Annotated in this window: 14 protein-coding genes; 10 read left to right on the top strand and 4 right to left on the bottom strand. The window is 41.8% G+C overall.

Going from position 1 to position 17,708, the window contains the following annotated elements; genetic code table 11:
- Nucleotides 1-172: 172 nt before the first annotated feature.
- The gene (locus QZ488_RS04100) at nucleotides 173-2,044 is read left to right on the top strand and encodes a DUF885 family protein (protein WP_293746491.1); all 1,872 of its coding nucleotides are present in this window, start codon (nucleotides 173-175) and stop codon (nucleotides 2,042-2,044) included.
- A 94-nt stretch (nucleotides 2,045-2,138) separates the two neighbouring features.
- A complete protein-coding gene (locus QZ488_RS04095; RefSeq protein ID WP_293746489.1) occupies nucleotides 2,139-5,333 on the top strand; it encodes a glycoside hydrolase family 15 protein in 3,195 nt (1,064 codons plus the stop codon).
- Between the two features lie 47 nt (nucleotides 5,334-5,380).
- Here the strand turns inward: QZ488_RS04095 and QZ488_RS04090 are convergent, their stop codons facing one another.
- Both QZ488_RS04090 and argE read right to left on the bottom strand, forming a co-directional pair.
- The gene (locus QZ488_RS04090) at nucleotides 5,381-5,788 is read right to left on the bottom strand and encodes a methylglyoxal synthase (protein WP_293746488.1); all 408 of its coding nucleotides are present in this window, start codon (nucleotides 5,786-5,788) and stop codon (nucleotides 5,381-5,383) included.
- A 57-nt stretch (nucleotides 5,789-5,845) separates the two neighbouring features.
- A complete protein-coding gene (gene argE / locus QZ488_RS04085) occupies nucleotides 5,846-6,991 on the bottom strand; it encodes an acetylornithine deacetylase (protein WP_293746486.1) in 1,146 nt (381 codons plus the stop codon).
- 336 nt (nucleotides 6,992-7,327) lie between these two features.
- On the opposite strand from argE, the gene argC reads away from it, so the two are divergent.
- The 8 genes from argC to QZ488_RS04045 all read left to right on the top strand — a co-directional run bounded on the left by argC (nucleotide 7,328) and on the right by QZ488_RS04045 (nucleotide 16,062).
- Complete coding sequence (gene argC / locus QZ488_RS04080) at nucleotides 7,328-8,344, top strand: N-acetyl-gamma-glutamyl-phosphate reductase (RefSeq protein ID WP_293746484.1); 1,017 nt, start codon at nucleotides 7,328-7,330, stop codon at nucleotides 8,342-8,344.
- A 2-nt stretch (nucleotides 8,345-8,346) separates the two neighbouring features.
- Nucleotides 8,347-9,150: an acetylglutamate kinase gene (gene argB / locus QZ488_RS04075; RefSeq protein ID WP_293746483.1), complete on the top strand. Its 804-nt coding sequence runs from the start codon at nucleotides 8,347-8,349 to the stop codon at nucleotides 9,148-9,150.
- A 2-nt stretch (nucleotides 9,151-9,152) separates the two neighbouring features.
- Nucleotides 9,153-10,082, top strand: coding sequence for an ornithine carbamoyltransferase (locus QZ488_RS04070; protein WP_293746482.1), 930 nt, complete (start codon nucleotides 9,153-9,155; stop codon nucleotides 10,080-10,082).
- A gap of 101 nt (nucleotides 10,083-10,183) precedes the next feature.
- A complete protein-coding gene (locus QZ488_RS04065; RefSeq protein ID WP_293746481.1) occupies nucleotides 10,184-11,431 on the top strand; it encodes an argininosuccinate synthase in 1,248 nt (415 codons plus the stop codon).
- The gene (argH, locus tag QZ488_RS04060; RefSeq protein WP_293746480.1) at nucleotides 11,431-12,804 is read left to right on the top strand and encodes an argininosuccinate lyase; all 1,374 of its coding nucleotides are present in this window, start codon (nucleotides 11,431-11,433) and stop codon (nucleotides 12,802-12,804) included. The genes QZ488_RS04065 and argH overlap by 1 nt, the downstream gene beginning before the upstream one ends.
- 10 nt (nucleotides 12,805-12,814) lie before the next feature.
- Nucleotides 12,815-14,125 (top strand): amino-acid N-acetyltransferase, encoded by a 1,311-nt coding sequence (gene argA, locus QZ488_RS04055; protein ID WP_293746479.1) that lies wholly within the window; start codon nucleotides 12,815-12,817, stop codon nucleotides 14,123-14,125.
- 22 nt (nucleotides 14,126-14,147) lie between these two features.
- The gene (locus QZ488_RS04050; protein ID WP_293746478.1) at nucleotides 14,148-14,810 is read left to right on the top strand and encodes a peptidylprolyl isomerase; all 663 of its coding nucleotides are present in this window, start codon (nucleotides 14,148-14,150) and stop codon (nucleotides 14,808-14,810) included.
- Between the two features lie 208 nt (nucleotides 14,811-15,018).
- Nucleotides 15,019-16,062, top strand: a complete 1,044-nt coding sequence (locus QZ488_RS04045) for a serine hydrolase domain-containing protein (protein ID WP_293746476.1) — start codon at nucleotides 15,019-15,021, stop codon at nucleotides 16,060-16,062.
- 44 nt (nucleotides 16,063-16,106) lie between these two features.
- Here QZ488_RS04045 and QZ488_RS04040 read toward each other — a convergent pair whose 3' ends face one another.
- Together QZ488_RS04040 and QZ488_RS04035 are read right to left on the bottom strand one after the other, a co-directional pair.
- Nucleotides 16,107-16,748, bottom strand: coding sequence for a bifunctional 4-hydroxy-2-oxoglutarate aldolase/2-dehydro-3-deoxy-phosphogluconate aldolase (locus QZ488_RS04040; RefSeq protein ID WP_293746474.1), 642 nt, complete (start codon nucleotides 16,746-16,748; stop codon nucleotides 16,107-16,109).
- A 5-nt stretch (nucleotides 16,749-16,753) separates the two neighbouring features.
- The gene (locus QZ488_RS04035; protein WP_293746473.1) at nucleotides 16,754-17,704 is read right to left on the bottom strand and encodes a glucokinase; all 951 of its coding nucleotides are present in this window, start codon (nucleotides 17,702-17,704) and stop codon (nucleotides 16,754-16,756) included.
- Nucleotides 17,705-17,708 lie beyond the last annotated feature (4 nt).

Genomic DNA, 17,708 nt, shown 5'->3' with positions numbered 1-17,708 from the left:
TCCTCAAAACGCACTTACTCGGCGTTGAAACCTGTTTATTTGGATGACCAAACTTCACAGATTTCGCCTTGATTAAGCACATTTTGAGGAAAATCTCGGTGACATATGAAAGATCAACAGCCCCTAGTACTTTCGAATCGAATATTCAGCTTAAGGTTAATAAGGAATCCACGTGAAAAAATCCCTTGGTATTATTACATTTCTCATGTTGACCGCTTGCGGTCAGGCGGCAAAAGAGGGTGAGAACAACACCCCCTCTGAAGTTAGCATTACACAAGAAAAGGCACTAACAGAAAGCCAACGTCTCAACCAATGGTTTGAGACCAAGTACGAAGAAAAACTTTTACAATCCCCCATGACCCTGACCACCTTAGGTCGTAAAGAACGTTATGATGAATTAGATGATTTCAGTGAAGCAGCTGAAGATAAAAGTTTAAAATGGCAGGCTGATTCTGTTGCTGAGTTAAAGAACTCTTTTGATTACGCCGCTTTAAATGAAGATGCCAAAATTTCTTATGACCTCTGGGTGTTTCAATACGAAGCCGCAAAAGCCCAAGTGCCTTATCGCAGAAGAGGTTACGTATTTACTCAAATGCATGGACCACATGCTAGTACGCCAAATTTCTTGATTAATTTACACCAGGTTGATGAATTGCCAGATATGCATGCATATATCAAACGTATTGCTGCACTAGGTAGAGCTATGACTCAATTACTAGAACGAGCAAAAATTCATGCCAGCGAAGGTGTGCGCCCTCCATTATTTGCCTATGAGGGAGTGATTCAGCAATCTAAAAACTTGCTGCAAGGCCAACCATTTGAGCAAAGTGAAGTCGATTCTCCCTTGTTCGCTGACTTAAAAAAGGAAATTCAAGGTTTAGTCGACGCTGAAAAAATTGATGCGACACAAGCGGCAGATATACAAACTCAAGCCCAACAAGCATTACTCACACACTTTAAACCAGCTTATGAAAATCTGATCGCTTGGTTTGAACAAGACTTGGTTAATGTACCAAAACAAGCGACTGGTGCAGGAGCTCTGCCCGATGGCGAAGCCTTTTACAATGCGGCATTACTCAACGCAACTACTACAAATCTGAAAGCAGATGAAATCCATCAAATTGGCCTAAGTGAAGTAGCCCGCATATTAGCTTTAATGCAAGAAATTAAAACAGCTGTAGAATTTAAAGGGAGCTTACAAGACTTTTTTGCTTACATTAAAAGCGATGTTAAGAACGAGTTATTTTACTATCCAGATACAGACGAGGGACGTCAAGGTTATCTCGATGACTCAACAGCCTACCTCGATTACATCAAGAATAAATTACCAGAATACTTTGGATTGTTACCTAAAGCTGACTTAGAAGTGAAACGAGTTGAATCTTTTAGAGAACAACCCGGCGCAGCACAACACTACAACCCTGGCACACCAGACGGTTCACGTTCAGGTGTTTATTACGCCCACTTGTCTGATATGACTGCCATGCCCAAAAACGAAATGGAAGCCATTGCTTATCATGAAGGCAATCCAGGTCACCATATGCAAATATCTATCATGCAAGAGTTAGAAGGTGTGCCGCAATTTCGTACACAAGCTTTTTTCAATGCCTACGTAGAAGGCTGGGCTTTATATTCTGAATTGCTCGCCAAGGAAATGGGCGCGTATAACACCCCTTATTCTGACTTTGGTCGCTTAGTTACGGAGATGTGGCGAGCCATCCGATTAGTGGTCGATACTGGTATTCACTCAAAAGGCTGGACAGAACAACAAGCCATTGACTATTTCAAACAAAATTCACCTATTTCAGAAGGACAAATCATTTCTGAAGTTCAGCGTTATTTTGTTTGGCCGAGTCAAGCTACAGGTTATAAAATTGGCATGTTAGAAATATTGAAATTACGTGCTAAAGCCCAACAAGCACTAGGTGAAAAGTTTGATATAAAAGACTTTCATGATGTTGTGTTAGGCGGTGGGTCTGTGCCTTTGCAAGTATTAGAAAGAATGGTCAACAATTGGATTGAAAAAACAAAAAATCCTAGCTAATAACACCATTAGCGATCAATAATTTAGGTAAAGCCAAAGGTCTGTTGACCTTTGGCTTTACCTTTTTTATTTATTCGGGCCACTAGGAGCCATTATGCAAGACATCGAATTACGTAGTCGTCTTGACCAATACTATGGCCAAATTCAATCGGTCATTCTGGACAAACAACATCCAATCTCTGGATTACTTCCCGCCAGCACGGCTGTCACTGTGCATGGCAATTACCAAGACGCTTGGGTGCGCGACAATGTATACAGTATTTTGGCTGTATGGGGGCTTGCACTAGCCTATCGCAACTTAGACGATGATGGAGGGCGAGGTTTCGAGCTCCAGCAACGTACCGTTAAATTAATGCGCGCTTTATTACGTTCGATGATGGCGCAATCAAGTAAAGTCGAAAAGTTTAAGAAAAGCCGTCAGCCAATAGACGCGTTACATGCCAAATATGACACTGCTACCGGTGAAAGTGTTGTAGGTGATGATGAATGGGGGCATTTACAAGTTGATGCGACCTCGGTATTTTTATTGACGTTAGCGCAAATGATTGCTTCAGGATTAGAAATTATATGGACTGATGAAGAAGTCAGTTTCGTACAAAATTTAGTGTATTACATTGAACGAGCGTATCGCACGCCAGATTTTGGTATTTGGGAACGAGGCGCTAAAAGCAACAGTGGTAACGTTGAGCTTAATGCCAGCTCGCTAGGTATGGCCAAAGCGGCACTTGAGGCACTGTCTGGTTTTAACCTTTTTGGCGCCAAAGGCTCACAGTCGAGTGTTATCCATGTCATTCCCGATAACATAGCTCAATCTAATATTACTTTAACCACTATGTTGCCGCGTGAGTCTAATACCAAAGAGACAGATGCAGCGCTGCTGAGCATAGTGGGTTATCCAGCTTTTGCTGTCGATGACCCAGCACTGGCAGATAAAGTACGCAACGATATCATTACGAAACTAGAGGGCAACTACGGACTGAAACGTTTTTTACGTGATGGCCATCAAACATCTCTCGAAGATGAAGGCCGCTTGCATTACGAAGAACAAGAGCTAAAGCAGTTTGAACATATCGAATCAGAATGGCCACTGTTTTACACCTATCTATATTTAGACGCGATTTTTCGCGATGATACACAACAAATAAGTCATTACCGCGCACGTCTTGATGCTGTTTTAGTCGAGCAAAATGGTCAAAAGTTGCTGCCAGAGTTGTATTTTGTCGCCGAAGAGTGTGTTGAACAAGAACGTCTTGAACCAGGCTCACAAAAGCGTATCCCCAACGACAACGTGCCACTTGTATGGGCACAGAGTTTATATTTGCTAGGCTGTCTACTCGAAGACGGTTTGTTACGTCCGGGGGATTTGGATCCACTTGGGCGCAGGCAGCATAAAATACCTAAAAAACCTGTGGTACAGCTTATGTTTTTGGCTGAAGATCAAATATTGCAACAAGAGTTAGAAGCTTATGGCGTGCAAACTCAAACTCTTGAAGATATTTCTCCTGTACAGGTTTATCGTCCTGAAGATATTGCCAGCATTCACGCACAAATTGGTAAATGTGATGCCTTGGGTCTTTCTGGACGAACGCCCAGAAAGCTAAAAAGCTTAACCACCAGCCGTGTGTATATGATGGGCAAACAAAGGGCAATATGCCTGACTCCGTGTTTCATCCAAAGAGACTTTTTTCTAGGTTATGATATTGAATTTTTGGTGCGTCGCTTTAAATCAGAACTGAGTTATTTACACCGCAATTGGACTGAGTTGGGTCGACCAACTGTCACTGTACTACTCACTCACAATTTGTTGGATACCGATCGCACTACCTTTTATGCCTTAATGAAAGAGATTGCCAGCGGTGAAGTTGACGGCATTCCTGTTAGGCACGACATTATGGCTCAATTAATCAATACCGCAGCGGTTGAACATGTCGAGCACCTAAAAGACCTAATTTTACCCGAACAGCCATTAGCTAGTTTGTTATCTCAATCTTGTGTTTTGACCTTAGCGGGTGAGCACAAACAATTATCACCAAGTGAAGAACTTGAAATCGCCTTGCAAAAAGAAACTAACATATTAGAAGCTGGGCTGGGCCAAGCGACGAATCTTTATGAACAAATAGCGCTTCTGACTAAACTCGTTGAGCTTCAATCGATTGACACTAAAATTCACATCCATAATCAACAGCGAAGCTTGCACGACTTAATTGAAGAAGTGTATACCCAAGCTGGACGACTAAGACTGTGGTCAGTGTTGCGACAAGCATCTGGATTACAGGGCAAAATTGATGGCGATATAGGCCTAGCGGTTAGCGACTTATTAGTCGCACAAAAGTTTATTCAGGTAGGCCGTTCTTATCATGACGAATCGCTGATCACGCGCCCTTTAGCAGACGAAGAGCTGATGCAACGTATTGTGCTATATTGCCGTGAAGATGTGCGTGATCAAGTCCTAACCCAAGAAGTTCTACTTTACCTGGGTCTATTGATTAAAGCCAAGCCTGCGTTATTTAGCGAATTATTAACCTTACGCGTCAGTCTGTTGATCATTCTGCTAACCAGTCAAATTACTCGAGAACACAACACCACAACTGATGATGCCTACGAAATTTTGATGGACATGCCGCCATCAGAAATTCAATCACGTTTAGAAGCAGTGCTGGAAAATTATCAAAGCTTATCCGACCTGCCACAAAAACTCGAAACATTACATGCACAGGGTAATACTGAACACCTAAACTGGCAGCAAAACCTGGGCTTAGAGCAGCTAGAAACGCCGGAAGATGGTTGGCTGGATTGGCGACAACATCAAGGTATACTCGATCGTCGTTCGGCAGAGTTTTTAGCCCAAATTTGGAGTGTATTGAAACACACTAGTGGCCTTGTTATTGGCAATAAAATGGATAAGCGGAACCGTATCAGTAGTGACTTAGTGTTGAGTGATATGACCGAAGGAGAAAAAGCTTTCGCGTTATTAATCGAACATATGTTTAACAATATTCACTCAGCCGAATATCGTCAACTTACTATTGAAACTCTTATCGCCTTAGCCAGTTTCTTCGAACAAAATCCTAGCTTAATAGTGGAAGAAGCGATCGTCATTGACGTGACTATAGGTCATGCCGTTAATCTGGCATATATCGAAGAATTTCCAGAAAGGCAATCACACTACGATGAACATAAAAGTCATGCTTGGGAGCGTTTTTACCAACAATCGCCAGCTCGTAGTACAACCTTTATCATTTCAGCGTTAAATCACTTATTAACTGTCAGGCCAGTAGAGCATAACTAGTCATGCAATTAACAACACAGGGCATAAATTAATTATGCCCTGTAGTTTTATAAGTCAGGGATATCTCGTTGGTAGTCGTTATTTATAAATAGCGGCGAAGTGAGCAACATGTCAGCTGTAGAGACATTGCAAGCAACCGGTAGATTCCATACAGAACATAACCTAAGTAACGCTTTGACATCAGGATCATGAGGAGCGGGGTTTAACGGATCCCAGAAAAATATCAAACAATCTAGTTTACCCTCTGCTATTAACGCGCCTATTTGTTGATCCCCACCTAACGGACCACTTTTGAAACAGTGAATGTCTAAATCTAACTCTTTTTGTAATATGCCACCGGTTGTACCTGTTGCGACTAATTTATGTTTAGTTAATTCAGTTTTGTGCGCCAATGACCATTTCACTAAATCTGGTTTTTTATGGTCGTGAGCAACCAATGCTATAGTTTTTTGCATCTTGAATGAAACCTTATGACGATATTTGAAAAATAATTAGCCTAACAATCAGTTAAATTAAAAACACACCTTGTTGATCATTTGCTGCAAAATGACAACGGTAGGATTAACGTAATCCAAAGAAATATACTCATCAGGTTGATGAGCTTGTTCTATACTGCCAGGCCCCAAAACAATAGTATCGCAACCTAATTGATTGATAAAAGGTGCTTCAGTGGCGTAGTTGGCACTTTGGTATTTTTTACCTGTAAGTTGTTCAGCCAACGCTAAAATATTTTGCTCATCGCGACAGGCAAAAGCGGGCGCAGTGGGGTACATCAAATCCAAACTTAAACGGTTGGGATATTTAGCAAATACTGGCGCCAAAGCCTCATCAATCATGGCAAGGGCCTGTTCATCGTTTAGCTCAGGTACAGCGCGCATATCAAAGTTTAATTTACAATGTCCACAGATCCGGTTTTCACCATCTCCACCATGAATATGGCCTAAATTCATGGTCACATGGGGCACACTAAAAGCATCGTCATGAAACTTAGTTTTTAAATTAGTCTGCAAGTCCATCAGTTGACCAATGGCCTGATACATAATTTCGATGGCATTCACACCTTTATCAGGATCACTAGAATGCCCTGCCTTACCCTGAATATTTAAACTTTGAGCGATATGCCCTTTATGTTTATAGATAGGTATGAGCTCAGTCGGTTCACCAATAATCGCCATATTGGGTTTTATCAATTGTTGTTGAGCAAAAAAGCGAGCGCCTGCCATAGACGTTTCTTCATCTGCCGTGGCCAATATATACAAAGGTTTGTTCAATTTATTTAGGGGAATAGTTTTTAATGCTTCAAGAATAAAAGCAAAAAAACCTTTCATATCACAACTGCCCAAACCAAAGAGTTTTCCATCTTCTTGTTTCACCTTAAAAGGATCAGATTGCCAACTGCCCTCATCAAAGGGCACTGTGTCCGAGTGACCGCAAAGCAACAATCCCCCTTCTCCGCTACCCATTTTGGCTAACATATTAAATTTGTTTCGAGTCTCGGGCACTTTCTGAATAGTTATTGTAAATCCAAGATCGCTAAACCAGCCTGATAGTATGTCAATAAGTGGCCTATTGGTCTGATCTATTTTTTCATCAAAAGCGCTAATAGACGGGCTATTAATGATAGTTTCGTAGTGTTCTAAGAAAGATAAATTTGGCATAACCATCCAATTAAATAATTATTCACTATTATTGCATAAATATATAACACATGGCATTCTATAGACCAATAAGAAACGACTAATAAATCAAATAGTCGATTCAGTGTAATAACTTTTTATTTTAACTTGTTTTGGTTCGATAACGTATATGTACTTATTTTTTTTCCAGTTTGTTTCCCTGCCTAGCTTCGCCAGCATGTTTTATCGACGATAGTCGACGCTGTAGCGTATAGCTCACTCTTTGTTTTAAGCTATATAGTTTGAACAAAGAGTGCTTTTTATTTTTACCTCAATTATTAGTACACCGCTCACCATGAGCTAACAGAGAAATTTCCTATGATCAAAACCTGTATTATTGGTGCCAGTGGTTATACCGGCGCTGAGTTGGCCGCTTTAGTTCACGGCCATAACCAATTTGAATTAGCAGCATTGTATGTTTCTACAAATAGTGTTGATGCGTGGAAGTCTTTGGGCGAAATACATCCTAAGTTTTTTAACGCCATTGATTTGCCTCTTCAGCCAATAGATGAAGATAACTTATCAACCTTATCTGAAAGCTTCGATCTAATATTTTTAGCCACACCACATGAAGCAAGCCACAAATGGATGAACGAACTATGTGGTAACAAAGCAGTGATAATGGACTTGTCAGGTGCCTTTAGGATCAAAGATAAAAACAAATTCGCAGAGTATTACGGCTTTGAGCATCATGCAGATAAGTTACTAGCACAAGCTGTGTACGGTCTAGCGGATTGGCATCAAGATCAGATCAGTAGCGCCAACTTGGTTGCGGTGCCAGGTTGTTACCCAACAGCCTCTTTAACTGCCCTTAAACCACTTCAACAAAATGGCTTAATTGACTCTACGCACTTTCCTATTATCAACGCGGTATCAGGTGTATCGGGAGCAGGTAGAAAGGCAGCATTAAATAGTAGTTTTACTGAAGTCAGCTTGCAGGCATACGGAGTGTTGGGGCACAGACACCAACCAGAAATTGCAGATTATTTAGGCACTGATGTGATTTTCACCCCACATTTGGGTAATTTTAAACGCGGGATCTTGGCAACAATTACCGTAAAACTAGCCACCGATGTTTCAGCTCAACAAGTTGCCGATGCTTATCAACAGGCATACCAAGGCAACCCTATTGTTAGGCTCAGAAAAAGTTGGCCTAAAATAGACGATGTAGTGGGTACACCTTACTGCGATCTATTCTGGAAACTGGATGAAAAAACCGGCTACCTTGTTGTTACCAGTGCCATTGATAACTTATTAAAAGGCGCAGCCTCTCAAGCACTACAATGCGCTAACTTGCGTTTTGGTTTTGCCTCTCATATGGGATTAGTCAACTAACTATGAGCAATAAAAACATACTGGTTATTAAAGTTGGCGGCGCATTTATGCAAGCCGAAGATGCCGCTTTGGCATTACTAACAACCATTAGCGAATTACAGAAAAGTTATATTGTGGTCTTAGTCCATGGAGGCGGCGCAATGGTTGAAGATTTATTGTCTGCCCTTAATCTTACCAGTCAAAAAATAGACGGTTTGCGTGTTACTCCTAAAGAACATATGCCATTCATCACAGGAGCGCTTGCTGGTACCGCGAATAAACAGCTTTGCGGATTAGCCATCAAAGCAGGCATTAGTCCAGTAGGGCTTAGTTTATTAGATGGAAAAATGTGTAAGGCAACCGTTATGCGTGAAGAGTTAGGCGCGGTAGGTTCAGTTGAACCTGGTGATGCTACTTTGTTGAAAGCTTTGGCTGCCACACAAATGTTGCCCATTATCAGCTCAATTGGAGCGGATAGTGAAGGCAACCTACTCAATGTAAATGCTGACCAAGCAGCCACCGTGATTGCCCAATTATTAGATGCCCAGTTATTACTTTTGTCTGATGTTCCTGGTGTGTTAGATGCCAACAAAAATTTAATTAACCAATTAGATGCACAACAGATTGACACTCTAATCGCAGAAAATGTGATCCGTGATGGCATGATAGTTAAAGTACAAGCAGCATTGGAAGCAGCCAACAGCTTAGGACGAAGTGTCACTATTGCTAGCTGGAAAGATGCAGAAAAGTTGTTAGGTTTGTTGCAACACCAAGCAATAGGCAGCAAAATCTCATCCCAAATAAACATACTTAGTCATAAGGCTTGATTATGAAACAAGATCTTCTTTCATTTAAAGATTGGACCGCAGACCAATTACACAATTTGTTAGCCTTGGCTAAAACCATTAAAAACAACCCTGCGGGTTATCGCACTGCTTTAGATGGCAAGTCAATTGTGGCCTTATTTGAAAAGCCTTCGTTGCGCACCCGAGTCAGTTTTGACATTGGTATCAATAAGTTAGGGGGCCATATGGTGTACCTTGATAGCCAATCAAATAAACTGGCTGGCAGAGAAGACGTAAAAGATATGGGCGCCAATTTAGCTTGCTGGGCAGATGCCATTGTATCTCGGGTCTTTGCGCATAGTACGTTAGAGCAACTAGCTGAATCAGCCAAAGTACCAGTCATCAATGCTTTGTGTGATATGTATCACCCTTGTCAGGCGGTCGCTGACTACTTAACTATCAGCGAAAACTACGACGATCTAAGCAAAGTAAAACTGGCTTACATCGGAGACGGTAATAACGTCACCCATTCACTTATGTTAGTGGGCGTTGCACTGGGCTGTGAAGTAGTGGTTATTACACCAGAAGGTTATGAAGTTGACGAAAACATCATAAAACTGACTCAAGCTCGTGCACAGCAGTTCGGCGGAAAGCTAACGGTTAGCACTGACATTAACGCCGCAAATGGTTCACAAGTTTTATATACAGACACTTGGCTTTCTATGGGTGATGAAACGCCATTGGCCGATATCAAAGACACCTTCGCTGGTTACGAAATTAACGAAGCTTTGATGGAAAAAACCGGTGCAAAATATGTATTACATTGCCAACCAGCTCACAGAGATTTAGAAATCAGCGGCAGTTTAATAGACAGCGAAGCATCGTTATTAATGCAACAAGCTGAAAATCGTATGCATGGACAAAACGCTATTTTGGTACAATTGCTAGCTAGCGATTTCGAACCAAGAAATTAACCAAACGGCTACGAATTTGGTAGCAAAGTATCAAGAACAAATATTGAGTAAAGCGCTAAATATATCGCGTTTTATTAAAAAATTAAGAGATAGGAAAAAACATGGCTATTCAGGCAAAAAAAGAATTCAAGAAAGTAGTATTGGCATATTCAGGTGGCTTAGACACATCCGCTATCATTCCTTGGTTAATCGAAACCTATAACTGTGAAGTTATCGCCTTTGCAGCAGATGTAGGTCAAGGCGACGAAGAGTTAATTGGTCTTCGTGAAAAAGCGCTCGCCACTGGCGCAAGCGAATGTTACATCGTCGACTTAAAAGAAGAGTTTGTCTCTGACTATATCTACCCAACTATTACTACTGGGGCCGTATACGAAGGTGAGTACTTACTTGGCACCTCTATGGCTCGTCCTATCATTGCTAAAGCGCAAGTAGAAATTGCCCTTAAAGTCGGTGCTGATGCGCTTTGTCATGGTTGTACTGGTAAGGGTAACGACCAAGTTCGTTTTGAAGGCACCTTTGCTGCTCTTGCACCACAATTGGCAGTGATAGCCCCTTGGCGTGAGTGGGACATGGTGTCTCGTGAAGATCTACTTGATTACCTAGCCGAACGTGACATTGAATGTACTGCTTCTTTAACTAAAATTTATAGCCGTGACGCCAATGCTTGGCATATTTCTCATGAAGGTGGCGAACTAGAAGATCCTTGGTGTGAACCTACTAAAGGGATCTGGACATTAACAGTTGATCCGGAAGACGCTCCAGATAAGCCAGAACGAGTTCAACTTAGCTTCGAAGAAGGAAAATTAACTAAGGTTAATGGCGAAGAATTAACGCCTTACGGCGTATTGATGAAGTTGAACGAAATTGCCGCAGCTCATGGTGTTGGCCGTATCGACATAGTTGAAAACCGTTTAGTTGGCATGAAGTCTCGTGGCTGTTACGAAACGCCAGGTGGAACTGTGATGATGAAAGCTTATAAGGCGCTAGAGTGTTTGGTATTAGACAAAGCATCACTTAAATACCGTGAGCAAATCGGTCTTGAGTATTCACATGTTATGTATGATGGCCGTTGGTTCACAGCCTTAAACGATTCACTATTGGCTGGTGCTGCAAGTTTCGCCCAAAAAGTCACTGGCGAAATAATGGTTAAATTGTACAAAGGGCAAGCCACAGTTACCCAAAGAAAATCTCCAAACAGTTTGTATTCTGAAGACTTTGCCACATTTGGTGCAGATGATGTTTACGACCAAAGCCACGCCGAAGGTTTCATCCGTTTATACAGTTTATCTAGCCGTATTGAAGCGATGAACAAAAAAGGTATGGCCTTTAAAAACACAGGTATCGAATAATGAGCTTGTGGGGCGGGCGTTTCCAAGACGGCAGCAGTGCCATGTTTCGAAAGGTCAACGATTCGTTACCTTTCGACCGCGCACTCGCTAGTCAAGATATTCGTGGTTCTATTGCGTGGTCTAAAGCTATTTTTAAAGCTGGAGTGTTAACCCAAGACGAACAACAGCAGCTTGAACAAGCATTACAAGCTTTATTGGTAAAAGCGGAAGCAGGCACCTTAGACTTTGACGCCAGTAGCGAAGAAGACATTCATAGTTTTGTCGAAGCCACGCTAATTGAACAGCTCGGTGATATTGCTCGAAAGTTGCACACTGGCCGTAGTCGAAATGATCAGGTAGCCACAGATTTTAAACTTTGGACTCGTGAACATATTGACCTATTGCTTGGCGATTTAGAAAATGTGAAAGCCTCTCTAGTGGGCACCGCAAGCAACAACAAAACGGTTATCTTACCGGGCTATACCCACTTACAACGTGCACAACCGGTGCGTTACCCTCACTGGTGTTTGGCTTATGTAGAAATGTTTAAACGTGACATTAGCCGTTTACAAGACTTGAGGGTGCGCTTAAATCAGTCACCTCTTGGTTGTGGGGCGCTAGCAGGTACGACTTATCCTATTGATCGTCATGAGATTGCCAGTGAGTTAGGTTTTGATAGCCCCTGCTTAAATAGTTTAGATGCAGTGTCGGATCGTGATTTTGTACTAGAGCTTTTATTTGTAGCCAGTACCAGCATGATGCACATGTCACGTATGGCCGAAGACTTGATTTTCTTCAACTCTGGTGAAGCTGGCTTTATTACCTTAGGTGATGAAGTGACCTCTGGTTCTTCGTTAATGCCACAAAAGAAAAACCCTGATGCCTTAGAACTTATGCGTGGTAAATGTGGCCGTGTGTTCGGCAGCTTGCAGGGCATGTTAGTCACAATGAAAGGTTTGCCACTTGCGTATAACAAAGATATGCAGGAAGACAAAGAAGGTTTGCTTGATGCTGTGACTCAGTGGCATATCTGTTTGTGTATTGCCTGTGAAGTAATAGATAGCATTAAGTTAGACTCAGAACGTTGTGCCAAGGCCGCTCGCGAAGGTTACGCCAACGCCACCGAATTAGCCGACTACTTAGTAGCGAAAGGCATTCCATTTAGAACCGCACACGATATATCCGGTCAGGTTGTTTTAGCTGCGTTAGAGCAGAAAAAAGCCATCGAAGAAATGAGTGTTGCTGAGTTACAGCAATACTCAAATCTAATTGAAGATGATGTGTATGAAATATTACAGCTCGAATATTTAGTGGATAAACGTAGCATTTTAGGTGGTACCGGCATCGCTCCCGTTACCGCAGCGTTAAACGCTGAACTCGCTCAAAGTAAATAAGGAAATATTTGTGGTCGTCTCACATATCGACAGCGTTAAAATCATTCGTAATTCGGCGCCTTACATCAACGCTCACAGGGGTAAAACCTTTGTATTGATGTTTGGTGGCGAAGCCATAGAAGAAGCCAACTTTGCCAATATCATCCATGATATTGCTTTGTTAAATAGCTTAGGCGTGCGTTTGGTTTTAGTGCATGGTGCAAGACCACAAATTGATCAGCGCGTTGCGCTACGTAATTTACCGCCACGCTTTCACCAAAACATTCGTATTACAGACAAACAAACTCTCGAATGCGTGAAAGACGCTGCGGGTTCAGTACGTGCCCAAGTAGAAGCATTATTGACTATGGGACTTGCCAACTCACCTATGCATGGCTCACATATCAGAGTATGTTCAGGCAATTTGGTTGTGGCTATGCCTGTAGGCGTGCGTGAAGGTGTTGATTTTGAAAATACTGGCGTAGTACGCCGTATCGATGTTGATGGTATTAACGACCATCTTAATGACGGATCCATAGTGTTATTATCACCTATGGGATACTCCTCAACAGGCGAAGTATTTAACTTGTCTCATGAGGACGTGGCTACCAACGCAGCGATTGCACTCAATGCTGACAAACTCATATTATTTAATTATCAAGACGGCATTTTGAGCAAGGAAGGTCGGCTGCTAAGAAATTTAGAATTAGACGAACTCTACGGTATGTTAGATGAACCTTTTTACGCCAGTGAAAAACAATCATTGCAGGCCATAGTTTCTAGCTTGGAAGCAGGTATTAGTCGTTGTCACACTGTCAGCTTTCGTCAAGATGGGGCATTGCTTCAAGAATTATTTACCCGTGATGGGGCAGGCTCACTCATATCCCAAACATCCTACGAGCAGCTACGCCAAGCTAACATTGAAGATGTGGGTGGTATTCTTAAACTAATCAAACCATTAGAAGAAAAAGGTATTCTGGTCAAACGTTCAAGAGAACACTTAGAACAAGAAATTACTCAATTTGCCCTGATTGAACGTGACGGTATGACTATAGCCTGTGCCGCGCTTTACCCTTATACAGAAGATAAGATGGGTGAACTAGCTTGTGTTGCCACGCATAACGATTATCGTGGCGGTAATCGTGGCGAACGGTTATTAGAGTCCATAAAACGACAGGCACGAGAACAAGGTTTGCAATCTATCTTTGTGCTCACAACCGTGACAGCCCATTGGTTTCAAGAGCAAGGTTTTGTTGAAGTAAGCCTAGACGAACTACCCACTAAGAAAAAACAACTTTACAACTTTCAACGTAAATCCAAAGTGTTTAAGCTAGTGGTATAGTAATTTAAAAAATAGGCCACAAATGCGTCCATCACTATTTCGACCTTTACACCTTTTACTCCCACTTTTTATTTGCCTAATGCTGTCTGGTTGCGACTTATTTCAAGACCAAGCCATCAAACAAGCAAACCAATTTATCGCCCAACAAAACGTCGATAAAACAAAAAGCGACTGGAAAACATCTTTGCCACAACCGGCAGAATTTACGTTTAGCCAAGACAAATCCTACCTGTGGAATTTGACCACTAGTCAAGGTGAAATCAGCATTAAACTAATGCCTGACATTGCACCTAAACATGTATCTAGCTCCCTATATTTAACGACTTTAGGCTACTACGACAACACTATATTCCATCGGGTCATTCCAGGATTCATGGCCCAAGGTGGCGACCCAACAGGAACAGGTAGAGGGGATCCCGGATATAAATACGCCGGTGAATTCAGCGATACCATCAAACATACACAAGGCGGTCTTTTAAGTATGGCTAACTCTGGGCCCAACACTGATGGCAGCCAATTTTTCTTAACCTTTACAGCCACACCTTGGTTAGATGGTAAACATACTATATTTGGTCAAGTTGTTGAGGGCATGGATGTGCTTGAACGTATCGAAAAACTTGGTTCAAGACATGGTAAAACCAGCGAAGAAGTACAACTAATAAAAGCCACATTCACGGTTAACTAAGCCCTACCACGAATAACTTAGATTGATACCAATCACTTTTAGCGATTGGTATTGCCCATCAAAAAGCCTTACATTGAACTTTGTTAAACCTATGCGGATACTTGCCATGTTTTCTGTCTTACCCCAACCCCTTTTAACCTTAAGCTTTCTTTTCTTTACGACTTTGTGCTTTGCAAAATCCTCAGAAAATATACAAACAATCGATCAAATGTTTACTAAAGCTGTTTCAGGGGAAATGGTACCCGGGATTAGCGCAGCGATTGCAGACGCAGAAGGTTTAGTTTGGTCCAAAGGTTATGGCTATGCTGATATAGAAAACCAAGTCAGCATGACCAACAAACATAAAATGCGCATTGGTAGCATTGCTAAGCTAATTACGGTTGCCGGCATGATGCGTTTGTATGAACAGGAAAAATTGCAATTAGACAAAGCGGTCACTCAGTATGTTGATACTTGGCCCAAAAGCCATGCACCTGTTACCCTTAGGCAATTAGCTGCCCATACAGCCGGTGTCAGAAGCTACAAAGACAATGCGGAATTCATACTCAACCAACACTTTAGCGACACCTCATCTAGCTTAAGTTTATTCAAAGATGACCCCTTATTATTTCAACCAGGTACGGATTCGAAATATTCTACTTTTGCATACTCTTTAATTGCAGCAGCAATGGAAGGGGCTGATAAAAAACGGAATTTCAAACAAATTATTCAGCAAGAAGTATTTAATCCACTGAACATGCAAGACAGCGTATTTGACGATCAAGCCGATATTATTGCTCTACGCCAACGCCCTTACATTGTAAGAGATGGGAAACTACTCAATGCCCCGCAATCGGATCATTCTTATAAATACGCGGGTGGAGGGTTCATTGCCAGTCCAGCGGACATCTCAAGATTTGCAGTCGCACATTCGATTGAGGGTTATTTAAAGCAGTCTAGTTTGGACTCTATGTTTAGCCGAGCCAAACTAGATAACGGCAATTCTTTGGGTTTTGGCATAGGCTGGATGATAGATTTTGATAATCATAAAGATCGTTCTTATTATAAAGATAATCTGCATGCACAAAATCTAATGGCCAGTTTCGACAATGCTGTTATGCACTCCGGAGGCAGTAATGGTGGCACCACTATGATGATACTGTGCCGCGATCACCAGCGCAGCATTACCGTAGTGAAAAATGTGGATGGTGAATATAGTGCCGATGTTTTTTTATTGGCACTTGAAGCGTTAGCACTTTTTCATAGACAATAAAAAAGTCGCCTAAGCGACTTTTTATAAAACTGCAAAAACTAAACTTATTTAGCGCCTGCTACAGCCTGCTTAGCAAGTTCGGTAATTTTATCCCAATCACCATTAATCATGGCTTCTTCTGGCGCTAACCATGAACCGCCAGCACAACGCACACTAGGCAACGCCAAATAGTCGTTGTAGTTGCTTGGGCTAATGCCACCTGTTGGGCAAAATTTGATATCAGGGAATGGACCACCAATAGCTTTAAGGGCTTTTACACCACCAGACGCTTCAGCGGGGAAAAATTTCAAATGGGTATAACCATGATCAACAGCCGTCATCAGTTCTGAAATCGATGATATGCCCGGAATAAGTGCAATAGAGCCTTCATTACCTGCTTTCAAAAGATCAGTAGTCATACCGGGACTGATAGCGAATTTTGCACCCGCATCAATGACTTGTTGTAGTTGCTTACGATTAGTCACTGTACCCGCACCGATGATAGCTTCAGGCACTTCTTTAGCAATCTTAGCGATGACTTCTAACGCAGCTTCTGTGCGTAAAGTCACTTCTAAAACACGAATACCACCAGCGATTAGCGCTTTAGCTAAAGGCACCGCATGTTCAACATCTTTTATTACCAATACTGGCACAACAGGCCCTTGGCTGAATATTTCTTCTGATGTCATTTTCCAATTCTTTGTCATTGCATTTAACCTTTACAATTTTGATTTAAATAAGCCATAGCACCAATCAAACCATGATCGGGCTCGGTAATAATGAAAGTCGGGATGCCAGCTACGTAATCACGAAATCGACCTTTGGCCTCAAAACGAGCCCGAAATTCACTTTGTTTAATAAAATTGGTGAAACGGGGGGCAATGCCACCTCCAATATACACGCCACCACGTGTCCCTAAATTAAGGGCAAGGTTTCCTGCAAAACTACCCAATATTTTGCAGAATTGATTTAATGTAGCCACGCTTAATACGCAACTACCATCAAGAGCTCGTTCAGTAATATCAGCAGGATCATCCAACACGGCTGATAGATTTTTATATTTAGCAATTGCCTGATAAATATGTACTAAACCACGACCAGAAAGCACTTCTTCAGCAGAAGCGTGACCAAACTTATCGGTTAAAAACTGCCAAATAGCGATATCAACATCATCAACTGGTGCAAAATCTACATGGCCACCTTCACCATCCAACGCTAGCCAGCCTTCACTGATATGAGTTAAATGTTTTACGCCTAGGCCAGTACCTGGCCCAAATACAGCAATATTGTCTAAAGCGTTTGCTTGACCTTGGCCAACTTGTTCTTTCTGTTGAATGGACAAAACAGTGACGGCATGGGCAACAGCAGTGAAATCATTAATCACCCCCAACCATTGCAAACCAAGTTCACTTTGTAATTGAGAAATAGAAAACTGCCATTTGTTGTTGGTCATAGCAATCACATCACCATTTACTGGGCAAGCGACACCTAAACAACCTGCTGTAAATTTCAAATCTGGAAATTCAGCAAGATATGCCCCAATAACAACATCTATAGTTTTATAATCACTACACAAATATTTTTTAATATGGCTTAGCGAACCATCTTTAAGGACGGCCAAACGAATATTAGTGCCACCTACATCTGCAACAAATTTAGCCATTGTA

It is taken from the genome of uncultured Paraglaciecola sp., from assembly GCF_913020055.1.
GTDB lineage: Bacteria > Pseudomonadota > Gammaproteobacteria > Enterobacterales > Alteromonadaceae > Paraglaciecola.
The sequence above is the reverse complement of the archived record's forward strand: the minus strand, read 5'-3'. Positions and strand labels throughout refer to the sequence as shown.

Bases quoted from the DNA above. Each gene is read 5' to 3' on its own strand.
- QZ488_RS04095 (WP_293746489.1), top strand. From the start codon at position 2,139: ATGCAAGACATCGAATTACGTAGTCGTCTTGACCAATACTATGGCCAA.
- QZ488_RS04090 (WP_293746488.1), bottom strand. From the start codon at position 5,788: ATGCAAAAAACTATAGCATTGGTTGCTCACGACCATAAAAAACCAGAT.
- argE (WP_293746486.1), bottom strand. From the start codon at position 6,991: ATGCCAAATTTATCTTTCTTAGAACACTACGAAACTATCATTAATAGC.
- argC (WP_293746484.1), top strand. From the start codon at position 7,328: ATGATCAAAACCTGTATTATTGGTGCCAGTGGTTATACCGGCGCTGAG.
- argB (WP_293746483.1), top strand. From the start codon at position 8,347: ATGAGCAATAAAAACATACTGGTTATTAAAGTTGGCGGCGCATTTATG.
- QZ488_RS04070 (WP_293746482.1), top strand. From the start codon at position 9,153: ATGAAACAAGATCTTCTTTCATTTAAAGATTGGACCGCAGACCAATTA.
- QZ488_RS04065 (WP_293746481.1), top strand. From the start codon at position 10,184: ATGGCTATTCAGGCAAAAAAAGAATTCAAGAAAGTAGTATTGGCATAT.
- argH (WP_293746480.1), top strand. From the start codon at position 11,431: ATGAGCTTGTGGGGCGGGCGTTTCCAAGACGGCAGCAGTGCCATGTTT.
- QZ488_RS04050 (WP_293746478.1), top strand. From the start codon at position 14,148: ATGCGTCCATCACTATTTCGACCTTTACACCTTTTACTCCCACTTTTT.
- QZ488_RS04045 (WP_293746476.1), top strand. From the start codon at position 15,019: ATGTTTACTAAAGCTGTTTCAGGGGAAATGGTACCCGGGATTAGCGCA.
- QZ488_RS04040 (WP_293746474.1), bottom strand. From the start codon at position 16,748: ATGACAAAGAATTGGAAAATGACATCAGAAGAAATATTCAGCCAAGGG.
- QZ488_RS04035 (WP_293746473.1), bottom strand. From the start codon at position 17,704: ATGGCTAAATTTGTTGCAGATGTAGGTGGCACTAATATTCGTTTGGCC.